Consider the following 21128-nt stretch of genomic DNA (forward strand, 5'->3'; position numbering starts at 1 on the left):
ATTTTAGAAACTTGCGCGTAACATTAAACCATAAGTTCTTGTTGCTGGACCTGAACCAGCATTGGTAATTTGTTGTGACCAGTGTGAACCACCTGTCATTTGTTCAGGATCGAGGTGTTTGGCGGTTCTGTAGATGAAGAACAAGTTTCTTCCAAAGGCCGATAAACTGATGTTTTTCGCTTTTAACTTGCGAGCGAAATCTTTCGGAAGTCTATAAGCGAGCGAAAGTTCACGCATCTTGATATAGTTGTTTTTCTCTACATAAAGTTCATAACGAGAGTTTCCGCCATATTGTGGGCCACCCCAGTTATAGGTTGAATTGAAGTAGGTCGCTTGGGAGATGATATTCGCGTTTTTAGTACCATCTAATAAAACCCCGTCCAATAACATACCATCATGATAAACCGTTTCTCCATTAGGTCCAGTGGAACCAGTAGTAGCAATTCCTTTTCCTCCAGACAAGTAGTAACTCAATCCACCATGTTCGGCGTCCATACCCTCTAAGGTTTCTTCTAGCAAACCTCTACTTTTCATCCAGTTGATACCGGTAGGCATAATATGTCCTCCCCAGCGGAAGTCAATTAGAGCGTCCAAAGTGAAATTTTTGTAACTAAAGGAGTTGATGAACCCACCAATTGCTTTAGGCATGGCATTACCAACTTTTTTGTACGTTGTGTTGTCCAATTGATATAAACCATTTGCGTCAACAATCATTCGTCCTTGATCATCTGTTTTTACCGGCCGAGCGTAGATATCACCCAATGGTTCTCCAACTCTCGAAATAATCTTAGCTGCATCACCATCAATAAATCGGTGCTCTAATTCGGTCGCACCGCCTGCTAATTGCTCGACCTTGTTTCTGTTGAACGCAAGGTTAACGGTTGTATTCCACTTGAAGTTTTCACTTTGAACTGGTGTACCGTTAACAACAAATTCCCATCCTTTGTTACGTAATGTACCTACGTTTGCAACAATAGAGCTAGCACCTGTCGTCATTGGTAAAGAGAAATCTAGGATCTGATCTTTGATCTGGCCATTGTAATAAGTAATGTCAAATCCTAATCGGCCTTTTAACAATCTAGTTTCTAAACCAAATTCGATCTCATGCTTGGTCTCAGGTTTAATGCGCTCATTTCCGAAGCCGGAGGTTGGAACCTGTGTATAAATCACAGATCCTGTTCCTTGATCGCCCAGTGTTTTTTGAGAGAAGCTCAAGGCGCTTTGGAAAATATTAGGATAATTTCCCACAATTCCCCATGAGCCTCTTAATTTCGCATAATCGAAGATTTCCGGAAGTTTAAACGCATCAGATAAGATTAAACTTGAGTTGACCGATGGATAATACAAAACATTGTTATCTGGGTGCATCTGTGAAATAAGCTCACGACGTAATGTCCCTTCTACATACCAATAGTCTTTAAAACTAAAATTTAAAGTTCCAAAAGTTGCATCTCTTAATGACCAAACCCTAGCTTGTGAGCTTCTGGAATCATTAACGGAGGCTGATAGATCATACCAATTGCGTTGAGATAATCCACCGTTAGTCCAGCCACTAACCGAAAAGTCCTGATTTTTTGTCGCAGTATAGCCTACTGCAGCTCCTAACTTAATGTCCTTATTAATTTGTTTTTTATAGGAGGCAAGAAGGTCGGTGTAATAAATGTTTTGATTTTGATTTTTTGTCGTAAATCCTGATTCGGTGTCAAAACCGTAAAGTAATGGGAAGCGATTAGGGCTGCGATCTTCAAATCGTGCTGATGTAACGTCAGCAGAGAATCTAGCGCGAACAGATAAATCGTCTGTTATTTGATAAGTATTCGTAAATGAACCAATTAGACGGTTTGAATATTCATCACTTGTTTTAGCTCGAGTATTCCAATAGTAATCTAATACATCGACTTTATATCCGTTGTGTATTAGATTTTCACCTGGGGTAAGACTTTGATTCGTTCCAGTTACATATTTATACCCTAGGCTCGTTTGATAGCGATCTGCATACCAGTCTGGGTTATCAAACGTGGAAATCATCCCCGTAAAATTGTTAATCAAGCGATCCGTCATAAATGGTCTGTTATGCGTATGCTGATTGATATAATTAACGACAACATCGGTTGTTAGTTTATTCCACAATTTAAATGTTGAGTTAAAATTGACAATGTTCTTTTTGTTATATGAATCGAACGACGTCATCTGATTATCTTGACGAGTAAGGGAGAAACGAACATTTGACGTTTCTGTTGCGTGGCCTAACGCGAGATTAAGGGATGTATTGTTGGGATTGTTGAAAAACTTTCCGTAAGCATTCTGAGCTTCATAAGGACGCACCTTACCATCCCATGTTACCGTTGGTAGTCCATCAAATTTAGGCCCGAAGTTTACCGTTGCGGGTAGAACACCTCTTGTAACTCCATCAACAGCCCTATCAGCGCCATAATAGAAAAATTTATCTTCAGCCTGTCCTCCATTTGCATAAGCTAAGCTATAGCCTGGCCCCCGTACATTTTGGAATTTGGGTAGGTATGCAATTTGATCATGCGTATAGTTTGCATTAAAATCAATTGAAAAGCCTGTCCCCCCCTTATTTGATTTTGTTGTGATAAGGACAACACCATTCATCGCTTCAGATCCATATAATGCAGCAGCTGAAGCTCCTTTTAAAATGGATACTGTTTCGATATCCTCAGGGTTTAAATCCTCAAGGCCATTACCGCGAGCACGTTGGTCGCCCCAATAATTGGAGTTATCAAATTTATTTTGGCGCATAGGTACCCCATCAATAATGACTAACGGTTGTGAGCCTCCTGTGATAGAGTTAATACCACGAATATTGATATTTACCCCTGAGGTTGCTCCCCCTGGAGCAGTTGTGATGCGTACGCCCGGTGCTTTACCATACAATGCCCCCGCAAAGTTTGGTGAACCGGTTTTTGTTAGTTCTTTGGAATCAATTGTACTCATGGCATAACCAAGCTCTCTCGGGGCTTTTTTGATACCCATGGCTGTAACAACAACTTCTTCCAGGTTGGATTGATCGCTGGTTAAGCTTACATTAATTGTTTTGTTGGAACCAACCACAACTTCTTGGGATTTGTAGCCCACCATGGAGATGCGCAAAGTTTCACCTGTTGAAGCTTGGATTGTGAAAGATCCATTGCCGCCAGTTTGAGTTCCTCTGGTGGTTCCTTTTACGGAGACAGTGGCGCCAGAAATTGGTCCATTAGCATCTGAAACTATTCCAGAAATGCTTTGCTGCGCATAGAGCGCTGTAGCACTGAAAAGTGTACATAGCGCCAATCCTGCAGTTTTTTTGTAAAATAGACTCATGTTTTAGGTGTTTGTGTAAAACGTTAGTTAATTATGTTAGTAATATATTTTTCGATGACTAAGGCAGTTGTCCCCTTTTGTTGCGCCCTTTTATGCAGTGTGGAAATTGCCAATGTTGTCTTCCTTGAAATCTTCGGAATGCTATATTCATTAATGGCCACTTGAATATGAGGCGCCAAAATGTCCCCGATTTCGGCTCCCCGGCCACTGATGATTATTTTATCCGGATTGAGGATGTGTATTAACGTCGAAATTCCCTTGCCAAGTAAATAGCCAACTTTCCCAATGTTGTTGATTGCTACCTGATCTCCGATTTGGACAGCTTCAATTAATGCGTCGATTTTATTGATGTGTTCATGGGCTAGTTTATCATAAATGGAATATTCTCCATTCTTTATATCCCGCTCGGTATTTCGAATGGCTGCACTAATGGAAGCTTCGACTTCAAGACAGCCGCGTTTGCCACATGAGCATAAGGTTAATGTATCGGAAAGTGGAATATGGCTGAATTCGCCGGCATAACCTGATGTTCCCTTGAAGATATCATCATTGATGAGTATTCCTAAGCCTACACCCCAGTTTAGATTGATCACGAGCGAGTGGGATGAATCTTTTGCTTCACCAAATTTCCGTTCCGCTAGGGCGATACAACGTGAGTCATTGTCAATGATGGCCGGAACCTTAAATTTTTGTTCAAATAGTTTTCGAATGTTATATAAGGGCGAATCTTCATTGTACGATTCATTGAGACCTGTTTCCGAATCAACAAAACCAGGCATACTAATTCCAATACCGATTACTTGTGTAATGTTGATCTGGTTGGAAATGATGAAATTGTTCAATGCTTCCAGAATGGACTCCGTTGCCTTCTTATCTCTAAGGTCGATTGGAATATTATTTTGCGACGAAATTGTTTCAGCCTTGAGATTTGAGGAAGATATGGATGTATAGAATTGATCAATAGACACGCTAATAATACTTTGCTGTAAATTTTCATTAAGCATGTATTGTATAGCTTTTCTTCCACCTGTGGATGCTGCATAACCTTTTTCGACAACAACATTTCGTGTCAAAAGATCATTGATCTGCTTGGTGACAGAGGGGATGCTTTTCGATAAAGAGTTTGCAATGTCTGCAATCGGTTGCATCGGCCTGTAATACAAAATTCTCAAAATTTCGCCGCCCATAATTTAGTTCAATTGTATTAGTATAACTATTGGTTTTCTCTAAGTTTCATAATGGCTGATAAAAATCATTTCATCGCGCCTTGGTTTTTCATAGTAACTTGCTTATAGATCATCAATATGTTTAGATTCTCATAAGCATTGTATGTTAAAGATAAACACACTTTGTGTTAAGTTCAAAATTCTTTTTAAAATTTTTAAAAAGAATTTGATGATAATGTGTTTTTGCTCAAAAGAAGGCTCTTTTTTTTATCGATTAAAGAAAGGTTGGGTGAGTATTGTAACGAAATTGCTATAATATTAAAAGGTTTTTTGAGGAGAAGCTCCGAATGGTATCTCGGAATTATCCGTTTTTTTAGGGGAGATTGTAATATTATAACCGACTCTATCTTCGATTATTTATGATATAGCAAAACAAAAAGAGCCTGGTATTACCAGGCTCTCTCAAAATCTCAGGACAATTGCTCGCGAGATTTCATTCGTTTAATGTGTGATCATCTATTTGACGTCCCAGAAGATTTTAGTTGTTCTTGTATCATTTGCTTTAACAGCATCGTAATTAGAACTATTATTTGAAATCTCTTGGGTAGGATATAATAAACGTTTAGGAGGATTTGCGTAATTAGCCAATCCAGCCACAGGATATGTCAATATTGGATATCCTGTACGTCTCAATTCAGCCCAAGCTTGTTGTGCCTGTAAAAAACCATAATGTAACCATTTTTGAGTCCATATTAATTCTAGGTTCTTTGCTTGAGTTGTTGAAAAGCTGATAGTCGATTTGTCTACAAAGTCATTGATGACGTCATCGGTAGGTTTTTTCTCTGTTTTCAGTCCTGAAGTATTTAAATTATTTAAATAATAATAGAAAGAAACGGATTGTTTAACAGCGACATCGTAAGCATCTTTGGCTGCATTACTTGCTCCCCATCTTAATAACGCTTCAGCTTTATTGAAATTGGTTTCAGAAGCGGTAATGACAATTCCCGGCAAAGCATTGTTGTCGAAGATAGTTGCCGAATCCAACACAGCGTAGTCTTGATAATTCTTCTCCATATCCGCTGAAGTAAAGGAAATTGGCATTGCTCTATACTCTTTGTTCTGAACAAACTTACCGTCTACTGTTTTTCCGAATTTATCATAAAGTACCGGAATACGTGGATCATTCGCTGGTAACATCACTTTGTTCAACATATGATCTGTTGCGAATTGGTTAGGACCTTCAATCAAAGCCTGTCTCAATGTTCCGGTATAGTTGGTTAGCGGCTGCAATAAGATGTCTTCATTTCTGGGGTTATAGTTTGCCGTTGCGCCACCATCTGCCAATGGATATTGTGTTGGGTTATTCAGCATTTCAAGTACTTCAGTTCTTGCTTTTGCCTCATCAACAAAAGAAATGCGCATCAATAGACGCAGGCGAAGTGAATTGGCATACTTACGCCATTTCGCAACATTCCCGCTATTCAAGATATCGTATTTTGAAAAATCGGGATTGGTCGTTGCTGTTGATAAATACGTGTTGATATTTTTCAATTCGCTGATGAACTGATTGTATAATTCTTTTTGCGCATCAAACTTTGGCTTAATAATCGTACTTGTTGTTGGTAGACTACCGGCTTCACTGAAAGGGATATCTCCAAAGTTGTCAACAAGTTTAGATGCTTCGTCAAACAATACAATTTTGCCCGTTTGGATAAAGATCTCTTTACTTGCTTTCTCCGCTTCAGGAAGTTCAGCGTATGCTTTTTCCATGCTTCTTGTGATACCCAGTACACCAGGAGCATAAAAATCCGTCCAATATGCATAAGAGTAGCTATCGTTCGGCTGATACATGGTATTTGACGGATAAAAAGACGCTGTCTGCGTATATACTGCCTGATTGGACAGAATAAATGTACGGTAGTGGTAATAAGCTGGTCTTACACGATCATTATTTAGCATTTCGGCAAAGAACGCCGGAATATTTGCTTTTGTCGATGCATCTGGGTTTTGAAACTTGTCGTCAAGTTGTGATTTACAGCCGACCATCGTCGATAGGGCCGAAACCAAAGTTAATATAGAAAGAAAAGTTTTTTTCATGATTCTCGTGGGTAAAAAATTAAAAATTAGCATTCAATGAAAAACCGAAACTTCGGGTAGCAGCAGATGAACCAACGTCTACACCTTGTGCCCACCATTTGTTACCTACTGGAGCTTCAGGGTCAAGATTTTTCAATGTACGGTAGAAGTAGAATAGATTTCTGCCCAATAAAGAAACCTTTAAGTTGTTAATTTTAAGTCTTTTGGTGAAACTGTCTGGAATACGGTAACCAATAGACAATTCTCTTAATTTGATAAAGTTGTTGTCGTAAACGGCACCTTTTTCAGTCCAAGAATCTGCACCCCATCCGAATGTGTTCATGTAATATTCTGCAGCACTCAAATGTACATCGTTTGCTTTTCCTGTATTGGCGTTAACACCTTGCAAAGTCACTCCATTTTCGCGATATGGTAAGGTGTTTTCATATAGACCAGCACTCATGCCGTATTTGAGGTTTTCGGATACCATTTTACCTCCAAAACGATAATCAGCAGTAAAGTCTAACATAAAGTTTTTATAGGTAAATGTATTGGTCCAACCGCCTATCGCTTTTGGCATAATGTTGCCAGCATATTTGTACTTGGTTTTGTCGATCACATAGAGTCCATCGTCAGAGATCAAATTATTGCCGTTTTGATCTTTGGCAATGTCATAAACGTAAATATTTCCTAATTTCTCACCTTCTTTTGCCGTAATCTTCAAAGAGTTTTCATCGGCAGAGTAGAATACCAATTCTTCAACGCCCGGTGCTAGGGTTTTAACTGTCGACTTATTAAATGAATAGTTTAGTCTAGAATTCCAGGTAAAGTTTTCATTTTGAATTGGGGTACCGTTGATAGAAAGCTCCAAACCGTTATTGGCAATTTTTCCTATATTCAAAATTTGGGAAGTAGCCCCTGTAGAGGCTGGTGTTGTAAGTCCTAAGATCTGGTCGTCGATATAGTTGTTGTAGTAACTAACATCCAATCCTAATCTATTTTTTAGAAACTTCAATTCCATACCGACCTCAACCTCATATTTACGCTCAGGACGTAGATTAAGATTTCCATAGTTATTTCTATAGGTCAATGATGGAACAGCTCCATTGATGGTCAATAATGGATTTTGGTTGTAAGCGATATTTGCTTCGTAGATTGCGGCATCATTACCAACAATACCGTAGGAAGCGCGAAGTTTACCGTAGGAGAACTTATCAGACTTGATATCGAAAGCATCGCTGAAAATAAAGCTACCACTAACCGAACCATAGCGATAATTATTGTTTGATGAAGGTAGTGTAGAAGAATATTCAGAACGATAAGTACCGTCTAAGTAAGCAAATCCTTTATAGCCAATATTCAAGGAACCGAAGTAGGCATATTTTAGCATTTCCTTTCTGCTATTTGAAGTTGTTGCCTGCGCGTAACTGTTGCTTAAGCTAAACCAGTTTTCTGTGACAAGACCACCTGCTGTACTTGACGATTGATCATCATAACGCTCTGATCTCGATTGGAAACCCACGCTCGCTGAATAGTCGAAATCTGCATTGATTTTGTTGCTATAGGTTGCCATTACATCACCATACAGGATCGAATAGACTCCTTTTGAAGTTGCGAAGCCTCCAGAACTGCTGGTAGTTGAATTGTAAGCCGTTGCATATTCGTTGTATTGCTTGTTGATGCTCGTTGCAGAAGTTAAGTCATTACCAATTCTTCCGCGGAGTTTCAAGTGATTTACAACATCCCAGTTTAATGTGGCACTTGTTAAAATCCTATTTTCGGTCTCATCATAACTGTTTTTGTATTGATTCCAAAAATAATCTAAGAGGTTGGAAGCCCTCATCGTGTATTTGAAGTCTTCAGGACGTCCTGTTCCAAATTTGGAATATTTGTAGCCGTCAGTGGTTTGATACGCATTTTTCATGGCAGACATATCTTCTGTTCTGCTGAAAAATCCGTCGAAACTTCCAAGTACCTGACCCAACAGATAGGTTCTGTTGTGGGTATTGGTATTGATAAAGTTAGCGACGATATCGGTCGACAATTTGTCGCTAAGTTTTAGCGTGCTATTAAGGTTGAAGGTATTTCTGTTTTGTTTACTACCAGGGCTCGTACTTTTATAGTCCATTCTGGTCGCACTCAAACGGTAGTTAATTTTCTCTGTTTGGTTTGAGATACCAACGTTAATATTGGAATTGTAGCCTTTGTCAAATACGTCGTAGTAGTTATTTTCACGTGCTTTGTATTGACGTACCTGTCCGTCCCACCACATAACATCTTCGCCAGTGAATTTTGGACCAAAACTTCCGTAGGATCTATAGTATGGCCTTCTTCCCGAAGGAGAATTAGCATCTGTAAACCAACCTTCGGCAGACGCGCCGTTAGCGATGTTTGTCGCTGCGTCGTAACCGGGTCCATAAATATTTTGGAACTTCGGTAAAAAGGCTGCTCTTTCGATTGATCCATTATAGTTGAAGTCAATTCCTAGACCTCTTCCTTTTGTGCCTTTCTTTGTTGTAATAACAATTACCCCACTTGCAGCGTCCGAGCCGTATAGTGCACTGGCTGCAGCACCTTTTAAGATGGAAATATTGTCGATATCAGCGGGGTTGATGTCCAGCATACCATTACCCCTAATACGTTGATCGTCCCAATAATTATTATTGTTTGCACCAGTCGCACCACCTTGTTGATCGTTACGGATGATGATACCATCAACAACATAGAGGGGTTGACGTTGATAGTTTAATGAATTGATACCACGGATTTGAACGTTAACCGCACTGGCAGAACCACCCGGAGCAGTGGTGATTTTCACACCTGGGGCTTTACCGTATAGTGCTGATCCAAAGTTGGTGTTACCCGCTTTAGTGATTTCCTCTGCTTTGATATTGCTAACTGCATATCCTAGCGCCTTAGATTCGCGCTTGATGCCCATCGCTGTGACAACAACTTCATCTAAAGCCGAAGCGTCCTGATTTAAGGATACTTTAATCGATTTAGCGGAAGTAACCGTAACTTCTTGGGTTTGGTAACCCACAATAGAAATACGTAATACTTCTCCTGGGGATGCTTGAATGGTAAAAGCTCCGCTTGCATTTGTTTGGGTTCCTTTGGCAGTGCCCTTAACAGAAACTGTCGCTCCTGAAACTGGACCTTTGGCGTCAGTTACTGTACCAGTAATGGTTTGTTGTGCGTAAAGCGAAGTGGCGCTAAATAGCGTACACAATGCTATACCCGCTGCTTTTTTGTAAAATAGACTCATTTTTTAATGATTAGTATGAATTACAATAAGTAAATGATTAGTGTGGTTATTATTTTGTTAAAATTTTATTAATGTGATTTTCGACTACAATCGCTGCAGTACCTTTGATTTGTGCATGTTTGTTTAAAGATGACATTTGAACATTCGTTGTTTTTGCAATTTCAGGAATGCAAAATTCATTGATGGCAATTTGTATTTGTGGATTCAAAATTCGTCCCAGTTCTGCACCTCTTCCGCTAACGATGATCTGTTTTGGATTCAGAATATGGATAAGTGTTGATATGCCTTTACCTAGCATATAACCTATTTTTCCTAAATTATTGATAGCGATTTGATCGCCCACATTCGAAGCTTCAATTAAGGCGTCTATTTTGTTGAGTTTACTTTTTACAAAGGTGCTATAAATCGAATATTCGTTGTTTTGGATATCAGTTTCCGTACTTCGAATGGTTGCGTCTAAGGAGGCTTCTACCTCCAGGCATCCCCTTTTTCCGCAAGAACATAACGTGTTGTCATCCGAAAGTGGGATATGACTAAATTCTCCAGCAAAACCTGATTCGCCTTTAAAAACAGAGCCATTGATAATAATGCCCAATCCGACACCCCAATTTAAATTGATGATGAGTGAATGATCAATATCTTTTGCTGATCCAAACTCTTTTTCTGCGATAGCAATACATCTGGAGTCATTCTCTATCACAGTTGATATTTGGTATTTTGCTTCTATGCTACTTTTGATACGGTATAAAGGATGATTATGGGGATAAGATTCATTGACACCCAATTCAGAATTGACAAATCCTGGTATACTTAGACCAATACCAATTATTTTGTCCCTTTGGATTCCCGATAGTTCCAAAATCGATTCAATTTCGTCCAATAGTAAATCAGCAGAGTTGCTGGACTTCAATTCTAGGGGAACATCACGGTGTTCGATAATCGTCTGTTGATTAAGATCTGTTAATGTAAATGTGGAAAAATGCTGATCGGTTGAAATCGTCAAGATATAAAAATTCAGTGCTGGATTAATTGCGAACTGCAAAGGACGTCTTCCGCCGGTAGATTCTGCAAAACCACATTCAACAATTATTTTTTCTTCAAGTAAACGATTGATTATTTTTGTAATGGAAGGTGTACTCTTAGCGAGTTTTTTGACCAACTCTGCAATAGAAAGCGCAGAATCAAAATAAAGGTTTTTCAATATTTCTTTTTCCATTAGTTCGTGTGGTTTCTAAAAGTTGATTAAACTTTTGTTAAAGATATGTTAAATCGCATGTAAGATCAAAATACTTTTTAAAAAAATTTAAAAAGTTGCGGCTATGCTTTGTTTTTTTTGTTTTTGTGTAACAATTTGTATTCCTGTTTGTGCCATTAAATCATAGATTAGGCATAAAAATGAATGTTAAATAGCTTATATTTACCATCTAATTATAGTATCTGATTATGAAACAACGCTATTACTCCTTGGATGTCTTTCGTGGGGCTACTGTGGCACTGATGATTATGGTGAATAATCCGGGGACATGGGCTCATATGTTTGCGCCGCTAAAACATGCAGAATGGCATGGTTGCTCGCCTACAGACCTGGTTTTTCCTTTTTTTCTTTTCGCAGTGGGTAATGCCATGTCTTTTGTTATCCCACGATTACAGGAAGCTGGTCCGGCGATATTTTGGCAAAAAGTAATTAAACGGACGGTCTTAATTTTTGCGATCGGACTTTTTATAAACTGGTGGCCTTTCGTGAAATGGGATGGCGCAGCCCTTGTGTTGAAGCAATGGGTAGACGGAGCGGACCCGAGCCGTGGAATTCGGATTTTCGGAGTACTGCAGCGCATTGCCGTAGCCTACTGCTTTGCGTCAATTCTCGCCTATTATTTTAAGGAAAAAACGATAATCTGGATCTCGACGATTATTCTGTTGTTATATTGGGCAATTTGTGCAATAGCCGGAGGAGCAGATCCCTATAGCTTAGAAGGTTGGTTCGGTACACAATATGATATTGCCATTTTAGGTTTACCGCATGTTTACAAAGGGGAGGGGGTACCCTTCGATCCCGAAGGACTGATGAGCACATTACCGACGATTGTTCAGGTCGTCTTTGGGTATTTAGTTGGTGTATTTATAAAAAAACAAGGTCAGGTGGATTGGTTGTGGTCTAAAGTACCGCCCTCTAATGAGCCTCATTTTAAATTGCTGGCGGGCATGTTTGTGACCGGATTTATTTTAGTCGTCCTGGCTTGGATATGGGCTTTGGGTTTTCCGATCAACAAAAAAATATGGACAAGTTCCTACGTACTTTATACCACAGGTTTGGCAACCATGACACTGGGGGGTATGATCTGGTTTATTGAAGTGCAGGGTGTAAAAAATAAATTGACACAGTTTTTTGATGTTTTTGGTAAAAATCCTTTATTCATCTTTGTCTTGAGTGGTATTCTACCGCGCTTTTTGGGATTATTCCGTATTCCTGATGGTGTAAAAGAGGATGGTACACAAAAATACCTCGACGCTTTTGCCTGGTTTTATAAATACGTTTGCGCAAAAGTTCCTGGAATACCGGAAGTTGGTTCTTTTGTGTATTCGCTATGTTTCCTGGCGTTGATGTGGGTAATCTGCTATTGGCTGGATAAAAAGAAAATTTATGTAAAGGTGTAGCATCAGCGCGATGTTTGCTTGTTAAATTATTTTGGCACTCAAAGATTTTTGTTATCTTTGCAGCCAATTAATAAAATTTTTAACGCTTTAATATTATTCAGGAAATGTATTTAAGTAAAGAGTACAAAGCTGATATCTTCGCAGAATTTGCTGGATCAGCTACAAACACAGGATCTACTGAAGGTCAAGTTGCTTTATTCACTAAGAGAATTGCTCACTTAACTGAGCACTTGAAAAAAAACAGAAAAGATTTCGGTACACAACGTGCCCTACAAATGTTAGTAGGTAAACGTCGTTCATTATTAGCTTATCTTTACAAAAAAGATATCAACCGTTACCGTGCGATCATTAAAGGTCTAGGTTTACGTGATATCATCAAATAAGCTTTAATACAAAGGTGTTAAGAAAGCCATCCAAATTTTGGGTGGCTTTTTTGTTTTATAAAACGCTCGACTTTCTTGATCGAAAACCATGGTGTAGGAAGTAATGGAAACAAGTTAAAACCATGTTCTTGCCAGGTTCGTCCCGTAAGCAGCTTGAGTCCACAGTGAGTCCACGGTGAGTCTACCTTTTAAGGTGCTTTCATTGTGCAGCCATGTTTTTTACAAGTCGGTAGCAAGTCGAACTTAGCCATAACTTTTCTATAATTAATTTACAAGGAAGTACCTTGAAAACTGCAAGACCTGAAATTTATCTTAAGAGGATTTATGTTTTGGATAATTTCTTCGGTAATCAATCACAAGGCAGAATCGGCTGCTTGAAGAAGATAGAAATTGAAAGGCTTTGTAGGCAAATGCTGCGACGCGTTAGTATTTGCTTATTTAGCCGAATGTTAATTGCATTAATCTTAATATTTTAATTTACCTTTGTGCTGAAATCTAATGTATTTAAAATATTGGCATGCTGCCAACAAGATGAAAAGCATGTCGCAAACAAGATTAAATGAATTACAACGAAATTAAAACAACCATCGATATGGGTAATGGCACCCAGATCGAATTGTCTACAGGTAAATTGGCAAAACAAGCCGATGGTGCTGTAGTATTAAAACAAGGTGATACGATGTTGCTTGCAACGGTCGTTTCAGCTAAAGAAGCTAAATCTGGGGTTGATTTTTTACCTCTTTCGGTAGATTACCAAGAAAAATATGCGGCAACAGGCCGTATTCCAGGAGGTTTCTTACGTCGTGAAGCTAGACTATCGGATTATGAGGTACTGATCTCACGTTTGGTAGACCGTGCATTACGTCCTTTGTTCCCTGAAAACTATCACGCAGATACACAAGTGGCAATTAGCTTGATCTCTGCAGATAAAGATATTATGCCTGACGCTTTAGCAGGTTTGGCTGCTTCTGCAGCTATTGCTGTTTCTGATATTCCTTTTAATGGACCAATTTCTGAAGTTCGCGTTGCGAAGATTGACGGTCAATTGGTGATCAATCCAAAATTATCTGAACTTGAAAAAGCAACGCTAGAATTTATCGTTGCTGGTTCTGCACAAGATATTGGTATGGTTGAAGGTGAAGCGAAAGAAATTTCTGAAGCTGAAATGGTAGAAGCAATTGCTTTTGCTCATGAAGCGATCAAAAAACAAGTTGCTGCTCAAGTAGAACTGGCTAACTTAGTTGGTAAAACGGTTAAACGTGAGTATAACCATGAGCCTGAAAACCTTGAATTGAGAGATGCTATTTTTGCAGCTACTTACGATAAGGTTTACGCTATTGCAAAATCTGCTTCTGCAAAACATGACCGTTCTGAAAACTTCGCAAAAATCGCGGAAGAGTACAGAGCAACAATGCCAGAGGAATTGGATGATGATACAGCTTTCTTGTTTAAAAAATATTTCCACGATGTTCAGTATGATGCTGTTCGTAATCTTGTCTTGGATGAGGGAATTCGTCTAGATGGCCGTAACGTACGTACAGTTCGCCCAATCTGGTCAGAAGTGGATTACTTGCCTGCTGCACACGGTTCAGCTGTATTCACACGTGGTGAAACACAATCATTGACTTCGGTTACTTTAGGTGCTAAAGACGATGAGCAAATGATCGATGGTGCTTTTATCAACGGTTATAACAAGTTTATTCTTCACTACAACTTTCCTGCATTCTCTACAGGTGAGGTAAGACCTAACAGAGGTCCAGGCCGTCGTGAAGTTGGTCACGGTAACTTAGCAATGCGTTCATTGAAACAGGTACTTCCTGCAGACAGTGAAAATCCATATACGATCCGTGTCGTTTCTGATATTCTGGAGTCAAATGGTTCTTCTTCTATGGCAACTGTATGTGCTGGTACATTAGCACTTTTGGATGCCGGTGTGAAATTGAAAGCGCCAGTTTCAGGTATTGCCATGGGATTGATTTCTGATGAGAAAACAGGTAAATATGCGATCTTATCGGATATCTTAGGTGATGAAGATCATTTAGGTGATATGGACTTTAAAGTAACGGGTACAGAAAAAGGTATCGTTGCTTGTCAAATGGACTTAAAAATCAATGGTTTGAAATGGGAAGTGTTGACGCAAGCTTTGGATCAAGCAAAAGAAGCGCGTTTACACATCTTGGGTGAGATGAAGAAAACAATTTCTGCTCCTCGCGAAGATTACAAACCACATGCACCACGTATCGTTCAATTATTGATCGATAAAGAATTTATTGGCGCTGTAATCGGACCAGGTGGTAAAATTATCCAAGAAATGCAACGTGAGACCGGTGCTACAATTTCGATCGAAGAAGTTGATAATAAAGGTGTTGTTCAAGTATTCGCAGATAATAAAGCGGCTATTGATGATGCAGTAGGTCGTATCAAAGCGATTGCTTCTAAACCAGAGATTGGTGAAACTTACGAAGGTAAAGTGAAATCAATTATGCCATTCGGTGCTTTCGTTGAAATCATGCCTGGTAAAGACGGTTTATTGCACATCTCTGAAATCGACTGGAAACGTCTTGAAACAATGGACGGTATCTTCAAAGAAGGTGATAAAGTAACGGTTAAATTGTTGGATATCGACAAACAAGGTAAAATGAAGCTTTCCCGTAAAGCTTTATTGCCTCGTCCGCCGAAAGAAGACAAACCAAAGCAGGATAAACCTGCTGGCGAAGCTCCTGTAGCTGGTGCTGGTCAAGAATAAGTTTATTCTTTAAATGACATGAAAAGCTCGCTTTACGCGGGCTTTTTTTATGGAAAATAAAACTTAGCTGCATCTTTATCCTATGAAAAGTATACTTCGTTTGCTTCTTTTGAAATCCAGTCCGATTCTGGTGTTTGTCCTCATTCATGTGTCAGTTTATGGTCAGCGGTCTTTTGGGGATAAATTTCAGAAGCTGTCTGCCACTGTACAGCATTATGCACATAAAAATAATATGATTTTGCCCAAGGGGCATTATGAGTTTTATAAACTGGATCGTGCCATTTTGTGGTCCTATAAACAGGATTTATTTTGGCCTCTTAATAGGTTAATCTTAAAGGATAAAGCTATCAGGGATTCAATGACAGACGAGCTTTACATTAATTTTGATCGGGAATATAACCGCTTTGTGATGGATATGTATGAAAGCCCTTATAAATTTAACGAGGCAAGACCATTTGAGGCACTTTCCGTGCAGGGTTCATTCAGAGGTGGGATGTCATCGCTTGTGGAACGTTTGTCCAAGTTTTTATTGGATCATCAAGGACGCTGGGGCCTCAATCTGTCTTCTTTTACCTTATATATGGATCGGGAGCTTAGTGATGTGCCCTTAGCATACGATGGTGAGCCAGAAGTGGTGAAATTGCTCAAGCAATTTTTTGAGGAGGCCAAGATTCCCCATAAACCCGGTATTTACTATGGGAACCCGATGTACTGTTCGTATCGATTTGACTGGGTGGCTAATAAAAATAAAGAGATTACACTCGATTGCTCGGCATATAATGACTATTTTAATATACTGTTTAGTGAAACGAAGTTATATGCGCTGGGCGGGACATGGGATAGCATGAAGGGACAAATGTCTTTTTTTTATGATCGTAAGAATAGCTGGAAACAGTTTGCTGCCCGGCGGGATGTCAAACGAATTTTGGATTTTTTAAAGGAGGAGACTGCTGTTAATCTATTGAAACTACATCATGATAGTAAAAGATTTAGTGGCGATTATTGGCTGGATGTTGCGGTGTTGAAATAGGGGGGCGGTATTTTAAGAAGTAAATAGAAACAAATCAGGCTGTCAATTCGACAGCCTGATTTGTTTTTTATAACATGATAACACCTTTTATCTTCGCTACTTCTTTGTAGAAGTAGATCACCTGATCGGCGTCTTTAACGTTCAAGTTTACCGTAATTGAAGTATACTTACCTGTTTTGGAATCCTTAAAATCAAACTGTGCACCTGTGTCATCAAATACGCTCTGGATCTGATTGAAGTGGTCCTGATCTTTTGGTAAGATAAATTTATACGTATAGTCCTTTGGAAATGTTTCTAAGTCTTCCAAACGCTCTTTAAAAGTTTCATAGAAGTCTTTTGGATTATCACCTCCGTCAGAGATATCTTGTATATTGATGTTTTTGTAATCTGCCATGTTTTGTTTCTCCTTAAATATGTTATTAAGGTATTAACAAATATTAATCCAGTAATGTTTTACTGACAATTTTTCAGTTAATTATTGTCAATGTTTGAAGGCCAATCGGCTTTGTTTTTACCAAAGTTTTTGTTTGGCGTAGCACTCATCTCGATTTCCATCTGTCCACCTGCTAAAAGTTGCGCATGTGTAATGAACGTTTTGGCGTAAGGCTTGCCATTTAACTTGATCGATTTGATATATTGATTGGCTTTGCCTTGGTTTTTAACATCGATCGCTAACGTTTTGCCATTCGGTAGATTGATATTCGCATGCTGCATCATCGGCGAGCCGAAGACATAAACACCACTCATTGCATTCAGTGGATAGAAGCCCATTGCCGAGAATACATACCATGCGCTCATTTGTCCGACGTCATCATTTCCACATAGACCAGCTGGACTGTTTGTGTAAAACTCAGTCATCGCTTTACGGACTAAGGCTGCACCTTTCCAAGGTTGTCCCGCGTAAGCATACAAGTAAGGGATGTGGTGATTTGGTTCGTTACCTTGCGCATATTGGCCGATTAGTCCTGAAATATCCGGTGAAGCTTCACCACCAAGATCCGATGACATGGTCGTAAAATAATCCAGTTTTTTCAAAAATTTCTCCTCGCCACCGAAAAGATTGATCAGACCTTTGACATCTTGGGGTACTAACCAGGTGTATTGCCAAGCATTACCTTCGCAATAGTCATTCTCGCGGTGTTTGGCCATGAGGGGGTCGAAAGGTCTGCGGAACTCGCCATTGGCTTTTTTACCGACGAAATGACCTACCTCTTTGTCAAAATATTGCTCGTATAGTTTATAGCGTTTTTTGAAATAAGCAGCGTCTTCTGTTTTACCCAGTTTTTCGGCAATTTTATACGCACCAAAGTCAGCAATCGCATACTCTAATGCCCATGCTACAGACTCATTAGGCATGCTGTCGATCGGAATGTAAGTCAGTTCACGCGCATATTTTAGACCGTGATCATTACCCATAGCCGTGGTCTTAACAGCTTCCCACATCAAAGTATAATCTTTCTCGTCAATAATTCCTTTTAAGAAGGCATCCGCAATGACTGGAATCGCAGGTAATCCAACCATTGTATTGGTTTCATTGCCTTGTAAGTGCCACATGGGTAATTTACCTTGTTGTTGATAGATCGCCAACATGGTTTTGATAAAATCCTGGTTGATTTTACGGTCCTCCAAGATCGTCATCAAAGGATGAAGACCACGGTAAGTATCCCAAAGCGAAAATACCGTATGGTTGACAAAATCCTGTTTCTCATATACTTGTTTGTCAGTTCCTAAATAATCGCCATTTGCATCGTTGAAGATGGTAGGAGCGAAGTAGGTATGGTATAATGCCGTATAGAAGATTGTCTTCGTATCTTTGTCGGCTTCAAATTGAATCTTATTTAAGGTTTTGTTCCAACGTTGATCGGCGTCTTGCTTTACTTTTTCAAAATTCCAGCCTGGAATCTCGGCGTTGATGTTGTTCAGCGCATTGGTCGAGCTTACCGGAGAAATACCGACTTTGAGTTCGATGGTTTTATTTTTAACAGCATCAAAGAATAAAGCCGCTTTGATTGCCTGTCCTTTGAATGTTGTTTGGCCTAATTTTTCTTCTTTACCGTTGAAAAATCTTACTTTTTTTATCGGTTGGGAAGTTCTGATGGCAAAATACAATTTTTGGTCAGTCGCCCATCCTGTTGAAAAGCGGTAACCAACAAAGGTCGAATCGTTCACCTGTTTGATGTAGGTGTCTGTCGGTTTATCCCAATTGATATGGTAACCTAAATCGACCAAAATATGTGCATTGTCTGTTTTTTCATAGCGATATTGATGATAACCAACACGTTCGGTGGCTGTCAGGTTGGCCTGCACCTGATAGTCATCTAAATAAGCGCTATAGAATCCCGGTTTTGCTACCTCATTTTCTTTTTTGAAGGAAGAGCCATAACCTGTATTCATTTTGTTGAATTCTGCGGGCGTTAATTGTAATTTTCCGTTAGCAGGAACGATCATAAGGTCGTTGAGGTCACCGATACCTGTTCCGCTCAGGTGGGTATGGGTAAAACCTAAAATTTCCTGGCTTTTGTAATTGTATCCACTGCACCAATCCCATCCATTGAACTTGTCCCAAATCTGTGGGATTTGAGTAGGCCCCAATTGTACCGCACCTAAAGGTACATTCGCACCAACAAAGACGTGGCCATGATCCGCGGACCCAATAAAGGGGTTGACATATTGTGTAAGATTTTGCTGGGCTTGCGCACAAAATGGCAAAATTAGTGTGCCCAACACTGTTTTGAGTAGTTTATTTCCTGTCATAGGTTTTGTTCGGGTATTTGAAAACTGCTTAAAATTAGTAAATAAAACCTTTTAGCGCAATTTTATTATTATTTTAGTAAATTGTCGTTAAATTTTTTACTTTAGTAATCTTCGTAATAAAAAACTTAACAAACCTACTACTACTACATGAAGAAACGTATTCTGATCAGTGATATCGCAAAGGCCTTGGGGATTTCTGTAACTACTGTGTCCTTTATTTTAAATGATAAGGCAAAAGAAAAGCGTATTAGTGAGGCTTTGACTAAGCGGGTTTTGGACTATGTCAAAAAGGTCGGCTATAAGCCCAATGAATTGGCAAAAAGTCTCCGCACAGGGAAGACGAAGATTCTAGGTTTGATTATCGAAGATATTTCCAATCCTTTTTTTGGGAATATAGCACGCCTGATCGAAAGTAAGGTCTATGAGCAGGGCTATCGTATTATTTATTGTAGTACCAACAATGATGTAGAAAAAGCGAAGGAGTTGATCCAGATGTTTTACGATCGGCAGGTGGATGGTTTTATTATTACACCTTCCGATGGTTTGGAAGATACCGTAAAGCAGTTACAGCAGAATAATATCCCGGTTGTGCTCTTCGACCGATATTTTCCGGGGCTTGAAACAGACTATGTTGGGGCCGACAATTTTCAGGGGGCCTTTGATGCAAGTAACCATTTGTGTCAACAAGGTTATAGACGTATCGGATTTGTATCGCTCTACTCGGATCAAACTCAAATGAAAGAGCGTTCAGATGGCTATATGAAAGCTATGGATAATAATAAGCAGCAAAGTTTTATCCAGAAGATCCAAATGGATGCTTCGGATGAGGAGGCGATGGAATCTTTGCGGGAGTTCATCTGTGAAAACAGGCTGGATGCTGTTTTGTTCTCCACTAACTATTTGGCGATTTCGGGCTTGAAGGCCGCTAAAAAGTTCAACTTTACGATGCCAGCAGTCATTGCTTTTGACGACCATACAGTTTTTAAGTTGGTAGAACCTGCTATCACAGTTGTTTCGCAGCCGATCAAGGACATTGCTGAGAACCTGATTAATATTTTGTTGCTTCGTCTTCAGGGTAAAATAAAAGCAACACGTAGAATGGTGTTGCCTTGTGAACTGAAAGTTCGTGAGTCGACTAAAGTGAAAGTTACTTCGTAGTATCGGCTACAAATTTCATTGAAATAGAATTAACGCAGTGACGCGTGTTTTTTGTCGTAAAGCCTTCTCCGAGGAATACATGGCCTAAATGCGCGCCACATGTGCTACAAAGGATTTCAGTGCGGCGACCATCGGCATCGGTGATCCTTGTAATTGCTCCAGGAATCTCATCATCAAAACTTGGCCAGCCACAGCCAGATTCAAATTTCGACTCCGAACGGTATAGCGGGCTGTCACAACGGCGGCAGATATACGTTCCTTTGAGCTTATTGTCTAAAAGTTCACCCGTAAAAGGCCGCTCAGTTCCCTTGTGTATAATAATGTATTCCTCTTCTTTACTTAGCGGGTTGTATTTTTTGTTTGTTTCCATGTCTGTCGTATGTTAGTCGTTGATTTTGACAGGAGCGGTCGACTGGGATCAATCTATTCCTTTATATAAAAGAGCATCTCTATAAAAGTAGTATCATCCAGATTCTTTCATTTTCAGTCTGGGAATTGATCCTGGCCCGGTCTCCATTCATCTTGATAAAGTTACGGAAATAAAGACGAAAAAAAACTTTTTGTGTTCCTC

The 21128-nt window shown here is 39.5% G+C and carries 13 protein-coding genes; 5 read left to right on the plus strand and 8 right to left on the minus strand.

What is annotated here, in order from left to right; genetic code table 11:
* Nucleotides 1-3 precede the first annotated feature (3 nt).
* The 5 genes from BGP15_RS22305 to BGP15_RS22325 all read right to left on the minus strand — a co-directional run bounded on the left by BGP15_RS22305 (nt 4) and on the right by BGP15_RS22325 (nt 11047).
* Nucleotides 4-3324 (minus strand): SusC/RagA family TonB-linked outer membrane protein, encoded by a 3321-nt coding sequence (locus BGP15_RS22305; protein WP_286752301.1) that lies wholly within the window; start codon nt 3322-3324, stop codon nt 4-6.
* Between the two features lie 23 nt (nt 3325-3347).
* Nucleotides 3348-4472 (minus strand): ROK family protein, encoded by a 1125-nt coding sequence (locus tag BGP15_RS22310; RefSeq protein WP_286752302.1) that lies wholly within the window; start codon nt 4470-4472, stop codon nt 3348-3350.
* A gap of 534 nt (nt 4473-5006) precedes the next feature.
* Nucleotides 5007-6587 (minus strand): SusD/RagB family nutrient-binding outer membrane lipoprotein, encoded by a 1581-nt coding sequence (locus BGP15_RS22315; RefSeq protein WP_156167642.1) that lies wholly within the window; start codon nt 6585-6587, stop codon nt 5007-5009.
* A gap of 19 nt (nt 6588-6606) precedes the next feature.
* Complete coding sequence (locus tag BGP15_RS22320; protein ID WP_286752303.1) at nt 6607-9831, minus strand: SusC/RagA family TonB-linked outer membrane protein; 3225 nt, start codon at nt 9829-9831, stop codon at nt 6607-6609.
* A gap of 49 nt (nt 9832-9880) precedes the next feature.
* Entirely contained in the window at nt 9881-11047 is a 1167-nt protein-coding gene (locus BGP15_RS22325; RefSeq protein WP_286770784.1) for an ROK family protein, read from the minus strand.
* A gap of 227 nt (nt 11048-11274) precedes the next feature.
* Between BGP15_RS22325 and BGP15_RS22330 the strand changes: the two genes are divergently transcribed.
* From BGP15_RS22330 to BGP15_RS22345, 4 genes are all read left to right on the plus strand, one after another.
* Nucleotides 11275-12486, plus strand: coding sequence for an acyltransferase family protein (locus BGP15_RS22330; RefSeq protein WP_115047207.1), 1212 nt, complete (start codon nt 11275-11277; stop codon nt 12484-12486).
* Between the two features lie 104 nt (nt 12487-12590).
* On the plus strand, nt 12591-12869 hold the full coding sequence (gene rpsO / locus BGP15_RS22335) for a 30S ribosomal protein S15 (protein WP_046674145.1): 279 nt from the start codon (nt 12591-12593) through the stop codon (nt 12867-12869).
* A gap of 559 nt (nt 12870-13428) precedes the next feature.
* The gene (gene pnp, locus BGP15_RS22340) at nt 13429-15615 is read left to right on the plus strand and encodes a polyribonucleotide nucleotidyltransferase (protein WP_201639742.1); all 2187 of its coding nucleotides are present in this window, start codon (nt 13429-13431) and stop codon (nt 15613-15615) included.
* Between the two features lie 82 nt (nt 15616-15697).
* Nucleotides 15698-16645: a hypothetical protein gene (locus tag BGP15_RS22345; RefSeq protein ID WP_201639741.1), complete on the plus strand. Its 948-nt coding sequence runs from the start codon at nt 15698-15700 to the stop codon at nt 16643-16645.
* A gap of 67 nt (nt 16646-16712) precedes the next feature.
* On the opposite strand, the gene BGP15_RS22350 is transcribed toward BGP15_RS22345, so the two are convergent.
* Together BGP15_RS22350 and BGP15_RS22355 are read right to left on the minus strand one after the other, a co-directional pair.
* Nucleotides 16713-17039, minus strand: coding sequence for a DUF493 domain-containing protein (locus BGP15_RS22350; protein WP_286770785.1), 327 nt, complete (start codon nt 17037-17039; stop codon nt 16713-16715).
* A 77-nt stretch (nt 17040-17116) separates the two neighbouring features.
* A complete protein-coding gene (locus tag BGP15_RS22355; protein ID WP_286770786.1) occupies nt 17117-19399 on the minus strand; it encodes a GH92 family glycosyl hydrolase in 2283 nt (760 codons plus the stop codon).
* Nucleotides 19400-19546: 147 nt separating this feature from the next.
* Between BGP15_RS22355 and BGP15_RS22360 the strand changes: the two genes are divergently transcribed.
* Nucleotides 19547-20557 carry a LacI family DNA-binding transcriptional regulator gene (locus tag BGP15_RS22360; protein ID WP_112373823.1) on the plus strand — a complete coding sequence of 337 codons (1011 nt, stop codon included), beginning with the start codon at nt 19547-19549 and terminating at the stop codon, nt 20555-20557.
* Here BGP15_RS22360 and BGP15_RS22365 read toward each other — a convergent pair.
* Entirely contained in the window at nt 20547-20927 is a 381-nt protein-coding gene (locus tag BGP15_RS22365; protein WP_046674140.1) for a methionine-R-sulfoxide reductase, read from the minus strand. The genes BGP15_RS22360 and BGP15_RS22365 overlap by 11 nt on opposite strands.
* Between the last annotated feature and the right edge of the window lie 201 nt (nt 20928-21128).

Origin of the sequence: Sphingobacterium sp. 40-24 (assembly GCF_001899705.1) — a bacterium.
Taxonomy (GTDB): domain Bacteria; phylum Bacteroidota; class Bacteroidia; order Sphingobacteriales; family Sphingobacteriaceae; genus Sphingobacterium; species Sphingobacterium multivorum.